Source organism: Halarchaeum sp. P4 (genome assembly GCF_051195175.1).
GTDB lineage: Archaea > Halobacteriota > Halobacteria > Halobacteriales > Halobacteriaceae > Halarchaeum.
This window is the reverse complement of record NZ_JBNTKC010000004.1, coordinates 114373-126409: the sequence shown is the minus strand read 5'-3', so window position 1 is coordinate 126409 and position 12037 is coordinate 114373. Positions and strand designations below refer to the sequence as shown.

Genomic DNA, 12037 nt, shown 5'->3' with positions numbered 1-12037 from the left:
GCTACTCGCGGGCGTCGTCGGCCAGTGCGACGAACGACTCGACGGCCGTGTCCGGGTCGCCCGATGGTGTGAACTCCCCGGAGACGACGCCGTCGTAGCCCGCCTCGTCGAGCGCGCCGAGGACGTGCGCGTAGTCGAGTTCTCCCGTTCCAGGTTCGTGACGACACGGGACGTCCGCGACGTGAACATGGCCGACGAGGTCGAGGTGTTCGGTGAGCGTCTGCGTGACGTTCCCCTCCGTTATCTGCTGGTGGTAGACGTCGTAGAGGAGTTTGACGTGCGAGGAGTCGACGGCCTCGACGATGGTGAAGCCGCGCTCTGACGTCTCGACGAAATACCCCGGATGGTCGACGCGCGTGTTCAGCGGCTCAAGGACGACCGTCACGTCGTGTTCCTCCGCTGTGGGTGCGACCTCCCGGAGGACGCGGACGACGGCGTTCTGCTGGGCGGCCGCGGAGTGCGTGTCGATACGCTGGCCGACCGTCGTAATGAGCGTCGACGCGCCGAGCTCGGCAGCGGCGGTGATGGAACGCTCGAGGTCCGCGACCGCCTGTTCGCGGTCCGCGGGATAGCTGACCGCCGGGCGCTCGGCGCTGTCGATGTTCGCGCCCGCGCCGGCGCCGAGGACGCCGCTAATCGAGACGCCGTGTTCGTCCGCGGTTTCGCGGACGGCCTCGATGTCGACGGCCTCCCAGTCGAAGAACTCGACGGCGTCCGCGCCCGCCGCGGCCGCACGCTCGATGCCCTCGTGGAGGCCACAGTCGTAGACGAGCGGCACCGTGACGCCGACGTCGAAGCTCACAGCGACACCTCCAGTTTTCCCTCCTGGTCGACGGCCTCGGAGACGGCGAGCGTCGTCGCGAACGTCTGGACGGCGTCCCCGTAGGGCGACCGGCAGCGTGAGGCGTCGCCCTCGTCGACGGCCGCGACGAACTCGTCGACCTCGGTGTGGTGGCCGTCGTTTTCGCCCTCGAAGTGGACGTCTTCGCCGTCAACGACACCCTCGCAGACGTTCTCGTGGACGCGCAGGTCGAGGTGGACGCCGTCGCCGACGAGTGTCACGCCGACGTCGCCCGACGGCGAGGCCGCGCTGGTCGTCACCTGACTCGGCAGGCCGTCATCGTGGTGGAGCGTCGCCGCGACGGCGTCCGGGAAGTCGAGGACGTCCTCGCGCACCCGCAGGTCGCCCTCGGCGGCGACGCGCTCGACGTCACCGCCGAAATACCGAACGAGGTCGAAGACGTGCGTGGACTGCTCGACGACCTGGCCGCCCGACTGCTCGCGGCTCCGCCACCAGTGGCCGTCGCCGCCCGGGACGCCGCCGACCCATTGGCCGTAGACGGTCGCGAGCGTCCGGTCGCCGACGAGTTCGCGGGCGTGCTCGACGCAGTCCAGATAGCGGAAGTGGTGGCCGACCTGCGTGATGACGTCCGAGCGCTCGAGGGCGTGCTCGACCTCGCGGGCGTAGTCTCGGTCGAGCGCGAGCGGCTTCTCCACGAAGAGGTCGACGCCCTCCTCGATGGCTCGCAACTCCTGGCCCTCGTGGGCGAACGGCGGGACGCAGACGAACACTGCGTCGAAGTCCGCCTCGTCGAAGAGCACCTCCCAGTCGTAGTAGGCGGTGGCGTCGTGCGTGCTCGCCCACTCGTCGGCGGCGTCCTCGTCGATGTCGCAGACGGCGGCGACGTTCGCCCGGTCGTTCCCCGTGAGGTGCTCGAGGTGTTTGCTCGCGATACCGCCTGCGCCGACGAACGCGATGTCGACTGTCATGAACGAACGCACACGACCGGCCGTGTTGTAGCTACTGGTGGCGGAAACCCGCGGTGACACCCGTGGGACCGATGGTTCCATTGTGGTGTCGCCAGAACCACGCCCACATGGTCCTCGGTGGGTTCCTCCCCGATACCCCGGTCGTCAGCGTCCTCCTCATCCTCGTCGCCACCGCCGTCATCTGGCTCGGAAGCGGCTGGCTCGAGGAGTCGGCAGAACATCTCTCCGCCTACTACGGCCTCCCCGCGGTCGTACAGGGCTCCATCGTCGTCGCCATCGGGTCGAGCTTCCCGGAACTCGCCAGCGTCGTCTTCACCGCGCTCGCGGGCACCTTCGACATGGGCGTCGGCGCAATCGTCGGCTCCGCCATTTTCAACATCCTCGTCATCCCCGCCGTCGCAGGTATCTTCGCCGAGGGCGAGATGGAGACGAATCGCACTATCGTCTACAAGGAAGCGCAGTTCTACATGGTCGCTGTCGCGACGCTCGTCCTCACGTTCGCGCTCGGCGTCATCTACGCGCCCGTCTCCGGCGCACACGCGCTCGTCGGCCAGCTCACCCGGCCGCTCGCCGCGCTCCCACTCCTGCTCTACGCGCTCTACGTCTTCATCCAGTGGCAGGACGTCAGCGACCACGCCGCCGAGCGCGTCGAGATTCCGGTGGGCCGCGAGTGGCTCCGCCTCCTTGCCGGCCTCGCGCTCATCCTCGTCGCCGTCGAGCAACTCGTCGGCGGCGTCGAGTCGCTCAGCCACACCTTCGGCATTCCCGCGTTCCTCGCCGGCGTCACCATCATCGCCGCCGCGACCAGCCTCCCCGACCTCCTCGTGAGCGTGCGCTCCGCGCGCGCCGGCAAGAGCGTCACCAGTCTCGGGAACGTCCTCGGCTCGAACACCTTCGACCTGCTCGTCGCCATCCCGCTCGGCGTCCTCATCGTCGGCACCGTCACCGTCGACTTCGCCGTCGCCGTCCCGATGTTCGGCGTGCTCACGCTCGCTACCGTCCTCCTCTTCGCCATCATGCGCACCGACCTCTCGCTCACGAGCGTCGAGTCCTACGCGCTCCTCGTCGCCTACGTTGCGTTCGTCGCGTGGGTCGTCGCCGAAACCGTGGGGGTCACCCACGTCATCAAGGGCGCGTAGCCCGGCGATGGCGCGCACCGGCGCTCGGTCGCCGTGCGGGCCGAAACCGAGTGCCCGCGAGAGACGGAGAATGGTCGCTTAGAACGTGAGGCCGACTTCTTCGACCGTGTCGGCGAGGATGTCCGCACAGCGCGTCCAGTACTGTGGGGTGTGGCCGGCGTTGTGCGGCGTGACGAGACAGTTCTCCAGCGTCCAGAGCGGGTGGTCGGCGGGGAGCGGTTCGGGGTCGGTGACGTCGAGCGCCGCGCTCCGGATGTCGTTGCCGCGAAGCGCCGACACGAGCGCGTCCGTGTCGACGACGGGGCCGCGCGCGACGTTCACGAGCATCGCGTCCGTCGGGAGCGTGAGGAAGGCCTCCTCGCCGACGAGGCCCTCGGTGGTGTCGGTGAGCGGGCACGCGAGCACGAGATAGTCGCTCCGGCCGAAGGCATCGAGCAGCGCGCCCTCCTCGAAGCCGATGACCTCGTCGGCGTTCCCGCCCTTCTCGGGCGTGTAGCGCACACCCACGGTCTCGACGCCGAAGTCACGGAAGCGCTCGATGATCGCCTGACCGATGGGGCCCATGCCGACGACGGTGGCCGTCGAGCCCCGGAGCTCGCCGCCCTGGAAGTGGCGCCACTCCGAACGCTCGTGTTGCTCCCACGCCTGCCGGAGGTTCCGGACGTCCGCGAGCACGTAGCCAAGCACTTGCTCGGCGATGTTCGGCCCGTGGACGCCGGAGGCGTTCGCGACGGTGACGCCCGCCTCCTCCAACGCGTCCAGCGGGAGGTGGTCGGTGCCCGCGAACGTGCAGACGAACGCCTCGAGCGTGTCCGACTCCGCGACGAGGTCGGGGTCGATCTGGAAGCCGGTGGCGACGCTCGCCTCCATCAGGAGGTCGCGTTCCTCCGCGGGCGTCCGCGCGAGCGCGACGTCCGCGTCCGGGAGCGCGTCGCGAATCGCGTCGGCGTAGTCCGCGGGGTCGAGTCCGTGAATCTTCTGTCGGAGGACGACAACGTCGGTCATCGCCTCGCGCCTTCATCCTCGCGGCTCATAAAGGACGACGGTTCCGGGGTTACTCGTCGGATTCGCTCGCGTCCGGCCACCCGGCGTGGGCCTCGTGCCACTCGCGAATCTGACGTTCGACGGCGCGCTCGAAGTCCGCGTCGTCCGGGTCGGCGTCCACCTCGAGTTCGTACTCGCGGTCCGCGACGAGCTCCGCCTCGCTCTCGTCGTCGGGATCGGTGAGGAGGTAGTCTGCCGTCACCGTCACCTCGCCCGTCTCCGCGTCGACCCGGAAGGTCCGCTCGATGACGTGCTCGCGGTCGGACTGGTCGACGAACCGGTGGGAGCCGAAGAACGCGAGGTCGTGATCGGCGTCCGGCACGACGTTGCGCTGCTGGAAGCGACTGCCGCCGGGTTCGACGGCGGTCGACACCTCCCGTCCCTCCGATTCGAGGTGGTCGCGGGCGAACTCGGAGAGCCACTCCCAGCCGTGCTCCTCACCGATCTCCTCAATGCGCTCGCCGAGACTCGTCTCCTCGCCGACCTCGTGGCGGTCGGCCTCCCGGAGGAGGACGCGCCGGTTCTCCTCGTCGAGTTCGGCCTCGTAGAGCGTGGACTCACTCGGCACGTAGAGATAGGGGGAGACGGACGCCGAGGACCCGATCCACTTCGCCTCCGCGCCGAGTTGCTGCTCGTACGCCTTGGCGAGATCGTCCGTCACGTCCTCGTCGCTCGGTGACGCCCGTTCGACCGTCCAGTCCGCGTATCGCCCGGAACTCTCGATTGGCCAGTCGTCGAATCGGACGTCGGGGTCCGGCTTCGAGTCTGTCATGGTCGTTCTACGCGTAGCTATCGACGGTGCTCGCATAAGAATGGCGGCCGCACGGGCGCGTGCGGCGTCGAGACGCCGTCACTCCCGGACGTGAATATTCCCCATCATTCCCGCGGGGAGGTGCGGGATACAGAAGTAGTGGTACCAGCCCGCCACCTCGAACGTATGCGTGTAGCGCTCGCCCGGCGGGATGACGCCGCCGCCGTTCAGCTCCTCGATGAACGACTTCGTCGCCGCCACCTCGTTCTCGAAGTCGCCCGAGGAGAAGAACGACGCGCCCTCCGGGAGGAAAGAGGCGTGGGAGTGGCCGCCGTCCTGTGAAATGCCGAGCAGCTCCTCGACCTCGGCGTGGCGCTGAGTCGCCGCCGTCACCGTGTGGTTGCGCGCGCCCGTGTTCTCCCAGACGACCTCGTCGCCGACCGTCACTTCGAGCGTCGGGACGTCGCGGGGCACCCAGCTCGGGGCGTCGTCGGGCACCTCGACGGTGGACTGGGGGACGAAGCCGTCCGAGACCATCGCGACGTCGTAGGCGTCCGCCGACCCCCGTCCGAGACAGCCGGCGACGGCTGTGCCGAGGGTCGCCGCGCCGGTCGCGAGGAACGCGCGCCGGTTCATACTCCCATCTTGGGGTGACGCACGACAAATACTCCGCGGTCTCCGAACTCGGCGGCGTCGAACCTGCAGGCATTTATATCGCGTCCCCCTACCCCGGCGTATGGACACGTCGACGACGGGCGCGTCGGCCGCCTCTCTGCCGCGGCGCGTCGGTGGCGTCTTCGTCCGGCACGCCCGCGGGTTCGCCGCGCTCACGCTCGTGACGACCTTCCTGCTCGTCCTCCTCGGGGAGTTCACCGCCGCTTCCGGCGCCGGCGCGACCTGCAACAACACCTATCCGGGCTGTGCGGGCCAGTTCTCGCCCGTCGGCCTCTCCGTCCCGCAGTTCATCGAGTGGTTCCATCGCCTCGTCGCGATGAGCGTCGGCTACCTCATCGTCGGGAACGCCGTCCTGCTCTGGTGGACGCACAAGAGGAGCCGCGTCTCCCGGAGCGCCGGCCTCGCAGCACTCCTCCTGCCCGTGCAGGTGGCGTTCGGCGCGCTCACCGTCACCGTCGCCGGTCTCTTCCCCGGCGGCTATGCACCCCCGACCCAACTCGTCCACCTCACGACGGCGCTCGCCATCTACGTCGCGCTCGTCGCATCCTACGTCTGGCTCGACGCCGCCGACGGTGCCGGTGCGACGCCCACTCGCCTCCGCTACGCCGCCTACGGCGCGCTCGTGCTCCCCGTTCTGCAGGCCGTCTTCGCGCGCGACTTCCTGCTCACGTTCTGGCCGTCCGTCCAGACCGCCTACCACCTCTTCGGCCTGCTCGGCGTCGCCGTCTTCGTCGCGCTCGCGCTCTGGGCGCGCGATCTCGGGAACGTCGACGTCGCCGTCTACGCGTCGCTCGGCGCGGTCGCGACGCTCCTCAACAGTTATCTCGTCGCCGGCCTCTTCGTCGTCACCGCGCGCGTCGAGGCGTTCACCTACGTGCTCCTCAGTGTGCAGTTCGTCTGCGTCGCGCTCGCCGCGCGTGCCGCCCACCGCGTGAACGCGACGCCGACCGCGTGACGCGGACCGCCTAGCGCTCGGCCGAGCTCTCGACGGGCTCTGCGAACGCCACCGTCTCCTTCACGTCCGTCACTTCGACGTTCAGCTGGTCGCCGGGCTCGGTGCCGGGGACGATGACGATGAAGCCGCGCTCGACTTTCGCGATGCCGTCGCCCTGGTCGCCGAGCGTGTCGATGGTCACCGTGCGGATGTCGCCCTCGTCGACCGGCGGGCGCTGGGTATGTCGCTCGGAGGACTCCGTGGAGCTGGACGTGGACGTCGAGGATTCAGCACTCGTCGCCCGCGCACTCGTCGCCGTTTCGGTGGTCGGTTCGGTGTCGGACTCTTCGTCGGCCGCCAGCAGCGCGACGCGGTAGGCGTCGCCCGCGGAAAGGGTGCCGTTCTCGACGAGTTCACGCGGAATCGGGACGACGTATCGGTCGCCGTCGGATTCGATAGACGTCTCGAACAGTAGGCGAAGCGAATCAGATATCTCAGCCATTACCCACTCCTACGGTCCGAAGTGCTAAAACTTGCGGGTCTTACGCCGAACGGTCACTCTCGCGGCTCGAAGACGAACGTCGTCTCGGCGTCGACGTAGTCGCCGTCCGTCGACTCGACGCGGAGGGTGACGTCGCGCGTGGTCCCGCAGCCACAGTTAACGAACTCCTCCCACTCGTCGCCGACGGCGACGGCGCCGTCGTGGGCACGCGTGAGGTAGCGCCGATAGGACGGCGCGTCGAGCGCCGCACCCGTCCGGTCGTCCGCCGGCGTGAACGACACCACGACCTCGCTCGCCCGCGTCAATGCGTCGTGCTCGCTCTCGCTCATACGTCCCGGGTAGGGCACGCGGGCGAAAATACCTGTCTCCGGGCGGGCGAACAGTCTTGTGCGCTCGTGACAATCTTTTTGGGTGCGTCCGCCCTAGTCGCGACTAACTGATGGCCGACTCGATGAGCGAGATGCTCCGCCGAGACATGGAGTGTGAGGGACTGTTGGAGTGCTTTCACGGACTGAAGGAGATCGACAAGGAGGTCTTCGAACTCCTCCACGACCGCGAGGAGGCGTTGACGGTCGACGACATCGCGGCGGAAGTCGACCGCGAGCGCTCGACGGCGTACCGCTCCGTCCAGCGGCTCCTGCAGGCGGGCTTCCTCCAGAAGGAGCAGGTGAACTACGAGCAGGGCGGCTACTACCACGTCTATCGGCCGCGCGACACTGAGGACATCGCCCGCGAGATGCAGCGCACGCTCAACGACTGGTACGCGAAGATGGGCCAGCTCATCGGGGAGTTCGAGGAGAAGTACGAGGGGAGCGCCGCGACGTCCGCGACGGCGGAGCGCTAGTCGCGACGGCTCTTCCGGAGGTCTTCGGCGCGGAGTTCGCCCTTCGCGTGCCACGTGCGGGGCCGGCACGCGACGGCGAGCGCCCCGAGGTGGAAGGCGGCGACGGTGGCGACGACGGCGACGCCCGGGATGACGCCGACGCGCGCTGCCGTTACCCACGGTTCGGGGGAGAACGCGGTGATGCGCACAAGCCACGCGGCGAGCAGGACGGCGAACAACGGGAGGTAGATGCGCCGGAGGCGGTGTGCGATGGCTTCTTCGGCGGTGATTTTGAGGGTCGGCGTCCGGTAGTCCTCGCCGAGTTTCTCGCGCCAGTCCGGGTCGACGAGCCCGCCGTCGGGGTCGAGGCCGTACGCCCAGACGTTCTCCTGGAGGATGCGGACGCGCGTCCGCCAAATCTCGTAGCCTCGGTAGCGTCGCGCCTCGATGACGAGGAAGACGGTGAGCGCGGCGACGCCGATGAGGATGATGTAGTGGGGGTGGCCGGGACTGGAGAACGCCCACGTGAGGATGGCGGCCATGACGACGACGGCCCAGTTCGTGGTCTTGTCGAGGCGCTCGCGCCAGTACTTCATCCGGTGGATTTCGCCCCGGTAGAGGTGCGCCATCGCGCCGCTCGGCCCCATCTCCTCCTCGAGGAGACCGGCGCCGACGTGTGGCGAGACGTCCCCGACGGACGCCGCTCGGTCGCCGCGCTCGTCACTGTGGTCGTCGGGGTCGCCGTCGGGCGCGCTCATGGCTCGCGGCGGCGCGCGTCAGCGTGCGTGCGAGCGCCGCCCGACTCGTCCGGTGCCGTGGGCATACCGCGCAATTCTCCGCGCGGGGTTGTAGGCGTTGTGCCCACTTCAGACGAGCAACTCGACGTCCGCGTCGCCCATCGCGTTCACGGCATCCGCGGCGCCGACGCCGACCGTGACGCCGTCGACAAATCCACCGGGAGAGACGTCCTCGACTCGGACACGACTGCCCTGTGTCTATGCGCAGATTCCGGGTGTCCCGGCCGGGAGCGGTTTTCCACGGACATCTGTCTTGTACGATAGATACACTTCTACACGAATCCTTATTCGCGTGCCGCCGGTATGTCGTGGTACGATGACCGCTGAACGCACCACGGCGGCCGCCGACCTCGAACTCGGGCCGAACAACTGCGCGGTGAGCACGCCAGAGACGGACGGAACGGGGGTGGACGCAGTATGAGTCTCGCGTCCGTCTCGCTCCCCTTGCTCGCCGTCGGCGACCTCTTCCCGCGCGGCGTCCTCCCGTACCTCCTCGGCGGGGTGCTCGTCGGCCTCGGCACCGTCGTCATCTACCTCGGGACGGGCATTCACGCCGGCGCGAGCACCTTCCTCGAGTCCACGCTCACCTACGTGTCGGGGCTCTCGCGCTTCCAGCGCTACACCGCCTCGCGCGGCTGGCGCATCGTCTTCACGCTCGGAATCGTCAGCGGCGCCGCCGTCTACGCGCTCGCCACCCAGTCGACGATTTGGACGACGGACGTCCAGTGGTGGCGGCTGCTCGTCGGCGGGATTCTGGTCGGTGTCGGCACGCGCGTCGGGAAGGGCTGTACGTCCGGCCACGGCATCTGCGGCGTCGGGTCGCTCTCCGAGACGTCGCTCGCGAACGTCGCGACGTTCGTCGTCGTCGCCGTCGGCACCGCCCAACTCGTGCAGGCCGCGGGGGTGAGCCCGTGATGTCCGACGGCGAACGCAGCGCGGCGTTCACCACCGTCGTCTACGTCGGTGGCCTCGTCTTCGGCGTCGGCCTCGCACTCAGCGGGATGGCGAAACCCGAAATCGTCCTCGACTTCCTCCAACTCGATGACCTCGGCCTCCTCTTCGTCATGGGCGGGGCCGCCGTCGTCGCCGGCGTCACGTTCTTCCTCGCCGCTCGTTCGGGTAAGCGTGCGCCCATCACTGGTGCCGCGTACACGCGCCGACTGAAGTCGATGGACCGGAACGTCCTCGTCGGCGGCGCGATATTCGGCGTTGGCTGGGGGCTCTCCGGCATCTGCCCGGGCGCCGCCTACGCCAGCGTCGGAATCGGCAACTACCCGATTCTGTGGGCGATTGCCGGGATGTTCCTCGGCGCGTACGCGCAGGGCTACTGGCGCTCGCGTCGGACCGACTGAGCCCGGCCCTAGTTCTTACCGTCCGGCCGCCGAAGCCCCGGTATGGACGACACCGAACTCGACCCGACGGCGCTCGCGCGGCGCATCCGCGCGGGTACCGCGCCGTTCCTCCTCGACGTCCGTGCCGAGTCGGACTTCGAGGAATGGCGGATTCCGGGCAGCCGGAACGTTCCGGTGTACGAGGACCTCCTCGAGCGGGACTTCTCCTCGCTCGCCACCCACCTCGATGACCTCCCGGACGAGCGCGAAATTGCGGTCGTCTGCGGCGCCGGCGTCACCTCCGCGCGCGCCGCCACGTTCCTCCGCGAGCGCGGCTACGACGCGAAATCCGTCGAGAACGGCATGCGCGGCTGGGCGCGCGTCCACCTCGACGACCCCGTGGATGGCGCGCCGGGCGTCGTGCAGGTCGTCCGCCCCGGCAAGGGCTGTCTCTCCTACCTCGTCGGCGACGGCGAGCAGACCCTCGTCGTCGACCCGAGCCAGTACGCCGGCGAGTACCGCTGGCTCGCCGACGAGTACGCCCTCGAAATCGTCGGCGTTCTCGACACACATCTCCACGCCGACCACGTCTCGGGCGGCCAGCGCCTCGCCGACGTCCTCGACGTCCCCTACTACCGCCACGCGGCGGACACCGGCGACGATGAGACCGACGTGTCCCCGGTCGCGGAGGGCGAGACGCTCGACGTCGGCGAGCGCGCGGTCACCGTGCGCCACACGCCCGGGCACACCGCCGGGAGCGTCACGCTCGAACTCGACGAGGCGCTCTGCACCGGCGACACGCTCTTCCTCGAGAGCGTCGGCCGCCCGGACCTCGAAGACGCTGATGAGGACGCCGTCCGCGCCGCCGCCCACCGCCTCTATGAGAGCCTCGATCGCCTCCTCGACTACCCCGACGACACGCTCGTCCTCCCCGGTCACGTCGGCGAGACGGACCTCGACGGCGAGCGTCCCGTCGCCGCGACGCTCGCCGACCTCCGCGCGTCGGACGCGAACGACCTCCTCGCGCACGTCGTCGCCGGCGAGGAGGGCAGGTTCGTCGACGCCGTTCTCGGGGGCCTTGGTGAGGAGCCCGCGAACTTCCAGCGCATCAAGGAAATCAACCGCGGCGCGAAACCGGGCATCGACGTCGAGGACCTCGAACTCGGGCCGAACAACTGCGCGATAGAGTGAGTCAGCGCCCGTCGACGGCGTCCGCGAGTCGCTCGCCCGCCTCCAGGCCCGAGCGGAGGGCGACGTGGACGCGCGCCGCGCCACCCACCCAGTCGCCGACCGGATAGAGGCCGTCCGCTTCGGCGGCGCGCCGCACGGCCGCGTCGAGGCCGCCGTCGGGGAGCGCGTAGCGCCACCCCTGCCAATCAGTCCAGTCCGGGTCGCGCAGGCGCTCGTCGCTGAGGACGTCCGCGGCGACGCCGGCGAGGTCGGCGACGTTCGCCTCGGGGTCGGCGTCGTAGCGCTCCCGCGACCACGGGTCGTTCGCCTGCACGACGAGCAGCGACTCCCCGGCGGGGACGTGGCCGGGCTTGCACTCCTCGCGCGCGATCCAGCCGACGTCGTGGTCGCGCTCCGGGTTCACGAGCGCGTAGTATGGCTTCTCGACCCGGAACGGGTAGTGGAGCACCGCCGTCCAGATGGTGCGGAAGGGGACGGCCGCGGCGGCGTCCCGGAGTCTCCCCCGGGCGTCCGCTACCCAATCGGCGTCGGCGAGCAACTCGGCGCTCTGTGGCGCCGGCGGGTTCAACACGACGGCGTCGAACGGCCCGTGCGTCTCGCCCGCGTCGTCGGCGAGCGTCCACGTCTCCGCCGCCGCGTCGCGTTGCAGTGTCTCGACGCGCGTCTCCCGCCGGACCGTCGCGTCCGCCTCGGCGAAGAGGCGTTTCGCCAGTTGAGTGAGTCCCTCGCGGTACGTCCACTTCGGGCCGTCCGGCGGGCGGCCCTCGCTCACCACGCCGTCGCCGTCGAACGTGTAGATGGGCTCGGAGACGTCCACGAGGCCCGCGTCGTCCAGCGTCTCGGTCAGCAGGCGGTTCACTCGCTCGTCCTCCGAGCGAACGTAGTTCGCGCCGTAGTCGTACGTACAGCCGTCCTTGCGCCGCGTCGCCGCGCGCCCGCAGACGCCGCGGGACTTCTCCAGCACGGTGACGTCGACTTCGGGCCGCCGCCGCGCGAGTTCGTACGCCGCCCCCGCCGCTCCCGCGCCCGCGCCGACGATGCCGATGTGCGCCATACGCCGATTTCTCGCGGGTGCGTGAA

15 protein-coding genes are annotated in these 12037 nt (G+C 69.5%); 6 read left to right on the top strand and 9 right to left on the bottom strand.

The genetic code is table 11. The features are described from left to right. Position 1 precedes the first annotated feature (1 nt). The gene (locus ACQUS8_RS13670) at positions 2-802 is read right to left on the bottom strand and encodes a hydroxypyruvate isomerase family protein (protein WP_435102035.1); all 801 of its coding nucleotides are present in this window, start codon (positions 800-802) and stop codon (positions 2-4) included. After that, positions 799-1770, bottom strand: a complete 972-nt coding sequence (locus tag ACQUS8_RS13665; protein ID WP_435102033.1) for a Gfo/Idh/MocA family protein — start codon at positions 1768-1770, stop codon at positions 799-801. Before ACQUS8_RS13665 ends, ACQUS8_RS13670 begins: the two co-directional genes overlap by 4 nt. A 107-nt stretch (positions 1771-1877) precedes the next feature. Between ACQUS8_RS13665 and ACQUS8_RS13660 the strand changes: the two genes are divergently transcribed. Next, complete coding sequence (locus ACQUS8_RS13660) at positions 1878-2909, top strand: sodium:calcium antiporter (RefSeq protein WP_435102031.1); 1032 nt, start codon at positions 1878-1880, stop codon at positions 2907-2909. A 78-nt stretch (positions 2910-2987) separates the two neighbouring features. Here ACQUS8_RS13660 and ACQUS8_RS13655 read toward each other — a convergent pair whose 3' ends face one another. The 3 genes from ACQUS8_RS13655 to ACQUS8_RS13645 form a co-directional block, all read right to left on the bottom strand. Beyond that, entirely contained in the window at positions 2988-3914 is a 927-nt protein-coding gene (locus tag ACQUS8_RS13655) for a D-2-hydroxyacid dehydrogenase (protein ID WP_435102029.1), read from the bottom strand. Between the two features lie 49 nt (positions 3915-3963). Then, complete coding sequence (locus tag ACQUS8_RS13650) at positions 3964-4725, bottom strand: hypothetical protein (RefSeq protein WP_435102027.1); 762 nt, start codon at positions 4723-4725, stop codon at positions 3964-3966. Between the two features lie 78 nt (positions 4726-4803). Next, entirely contained in the window at positions 4804-5340 is a 537-nt protein-coding gene (locus ACQUS8_RS13645) for a cupredoxin domain-containing protein (RefSeq protein ID WP_435102025.1), read from the bottom strand. A gap of 100 nt (positions 5341-5440) precedes the next feature. On the opposite strand from ACQUS8_RS13645, the gene ACQUS8_RS13640 reads away from it, so the two are divergent. Further along, entirely contained in the window at positions 5441-6334 is an 894-nt protein-coding gene (locus tag ACQUS8_RS13640; protein ID WP_435102023.1) for a COX15/CtaA family protein, read from the top strand. Positions 6335-6344: 10 nt separating this feature from the next. Here ACQUS8_RS13640 and ACQUS8_RS13635 read toward each other — a convergent pair whose 3' ends face one another. Next, on the bottom strand, positions 6345-6815 hold the full coding sequence (locus ACQUS8_RS13635; protein WP_435102021.1) for a TRAM domain-containing protein: 471 nt from the start codon (positions 6813-6815) through the stop codon (positions 6345-6347). A gap of 53 nt (positions 6816-6868) precedes the next feature. Further along, positions 6869-7144 (bottom strand): hypothetical protein, encoded by a 276-nt coding sequence (locus tag ACQUS8_RS13630; RefSeq protein ID WP_435102019.1) that lies wholly within the window; start codon positions 7142-7144, stop codon positions 6869-6871. Between the two features lie 110 nt (positions 7145-7254). Between ACQUS8_RS13630 and ACQUS8_RS13625 the strand changes: the two genes are divergently transcribed. Next, the gene (locus ACQUS8_RS13625; RefSeq protein WP_435102017.1) at positions 7255-7659 is read left to right on the top strand and encodes a helix-turn-helix domain-containing protein; all 405 of its coding nucleotides are present in this window, start codon (positions 7255-7257) and stop codon (positions 7657-7659) included. Here the strand turns inward: ACQUS8_RS13625 and ACQUS8_RS13620 are convergent. Then, entirely contained in the window at positions 7656-8396 is a 741-nt protein-coding gene (locus ACQUS8_RS13620) for a DUF2270 domain-containing protein (RefSeq protein ID WP_435102015.1), read from the bottom strand. The two genes, ACQUS8_RS13625 and ACQUS8_RS13620, sit on opposite strands and share 4 nt — an antisense overlap. Before the next feature lie 456 nt (positions 8397-8852). Here ACQUS8_RS13620 and ACQUS8_RS13615 point away from each other — a divergent pair, with 456 nt between their 5' ends. Genes ACQUS8_RS13615 through ACQUS8_RS13605 form a run of 3 tightly spaced genes read left to right on the top strand, consistent with a single transcriptional unit; the run spans position 8853 to position 10957 of the window. After that, positions 8853-9350 carry a YeeE/YedE family protein gene (locus tag ACQUS8_RS13615; protein WP_435102013.1) on the top strand — a complete coding sequence of 166 codons (498 nt, stop codon included), beginning with the start codon at positions 8853-8855 and terminating at the stop codon, positions 9348-9350. After that, the gene (locus ACQUS8_RS13610; RefSeq protein ID WP_435102011.1) at positions 9350-9787 is read left to right on the top strand and encodes a DUF6691 family protein; all 438 of its coding nucleotides are present in this window, start codon (positions 9350-9352) and stop codon (positions 9785-9787) included. Before ACQUS8_RS13615 ends, ACQUS8_RS13610 begins: the two co-directional genes overlap by 1 nt. A 42-nt stretch (positions 9788-9829) precedes the next feature. Continuing rightward, positions 9830-10957 carry an MBL fold metallo-hydrolase gene (locus tag ACQUS8_RS13605; protein WP_435102009.1) on the top strand — a complete coding sequence of 376 codons (1128 nt, stop codon included), beginning with the start codon at positions 9830-9832 and terminating at the stop codon, positions 10955-10957. Between the two features lies 1 nt (position 10958). Here the strand turns inward: ACQUS8_RS13605 and ACQUS8_RS13600 are convergent, their stop codons facing one another. After that, on the bottom strand, positions 10959-12011 hold the full coding sequence (locus ACQUS8_RS13600) for an NAD(P)/FAD-dependent oxidoreductase (RefSeq protein ID WP_435102007.1): 1053 nt from the start codon (positions 12009-12011) through the stop codon (positions 10959-10961). Positions 12012-12037 lie beyond the last annotated feature (26 nt).

What these genes read in the sequence shown, in the direction of transcription:
- ACQUS8_RS13630 (WP_435102019.1), bottom strand. Translation starts at nt 7,144, where the DNA reads ATGAGCGAGAGCGAGCACGACGCATTGACGCGGGCGAGCGAGGTCGTG.
- ACQUS8_RS13625 (WP_435102017.1), top strand. Translation starts at nt 7,255, where the DNA reads ATGGCCGACTCGATGAGCGAGATGCTCCGCCGAGACATGGAGTGTGAG.
- ACQUS8_RS13610 (WP_435102011.1), top strand. Translation starts at nt 9,350, where the DNA reads ATGTCCGACGGCGAACGCAGCGCGGCGTTCACCACCGTCGTCTACGTC.
- ACQUS8_RS13635 (WP_435102021.1), bottom strand. Translation starts at nt 6,815, where the DNA reads ATGGCTGAGATATCTGATTCGCTTCGCCTACTGTTCGAGACGTCTATC.
- ACQUS8_RS13620 (WP_435102015.1), bottom strand. Translation starts at nt 8,396, where the DNA reads ATGAGCGCGCCCGACGGCGACCCCGACGACCACAGTGACGAGCGCGGC.
- ACQUS8_RS13640 (WP_435102023.1), top strand. Translation starts at nt 5,441, where the DNA reads ATGGACACGTCGACGACGGGCGCGTCGGCCGCCTCTCTGCCGCGGCGC.
- ACQUS8_RS13660 (WP_435102031.1), top strand. Translation starts at nt 1,878, where the DNA reads ATGGTCCTCGGTGGGTTCCTCCCCGATACCCCGGTCGTCAGCGTCCTC.
- ACQUS8_RS13600 (WP_435102007.1), bottom strand. Translation starts at nt 12,011, where the DNA reads ATGGCGCACATCGGCATCGTCGGCGCGGGCGCGGGAGCGGCGGGGGCG.
- ACQUS8_RS13615 (WP_435102013.1), top strand. Translation starts at nt 8,853, where the DNA reads ATGAGTCTCGCGTCCGTCTCGCTCCCCTTGCTCGCCGTCGGCGACCTC.
- ACQUS8_RS13650 (WP_435102027.1), bottom strand. Translation starts at nt 4,725, where the DNA reads ATGACAGACTCGAAGCCGGACCCCGACGTCCGATTCGACGACTGGCCA.
- ACQUS8_RS13605 (WP_435102009.1), top strand. Translation starts at nt 9,830, where the DNA reads ATGGACGACACCGAACTCGACCCGACGGCGCTCGCGCGGCGCATCCGC.
- ACQUS8_RS13665 (WP_435102033.1), bottom strand. Translation starts at nt 1,770, where the DNA reads ATGACAGTCGACATCGCGTTCGTCGGCGCAGGCGGTATCGCGAGCAAA.
- ACQUS8_RS13645 (WP_435102025.1), bottom strand. Translation starts at nt 5,340, where the DNA reads ATGAACCGGCGCGCGTTCCTCGCGACCGGCGCGGCGACCCTCGGCACA.
- ACQUS8_RS13655 (WP_435102029.1), bottom strand. Translation starts at nt 3,914, where the DNA reads ATGACCGACGTTGTCGTCCTCCGACAGAAGATTCACGGACTCGACCCC.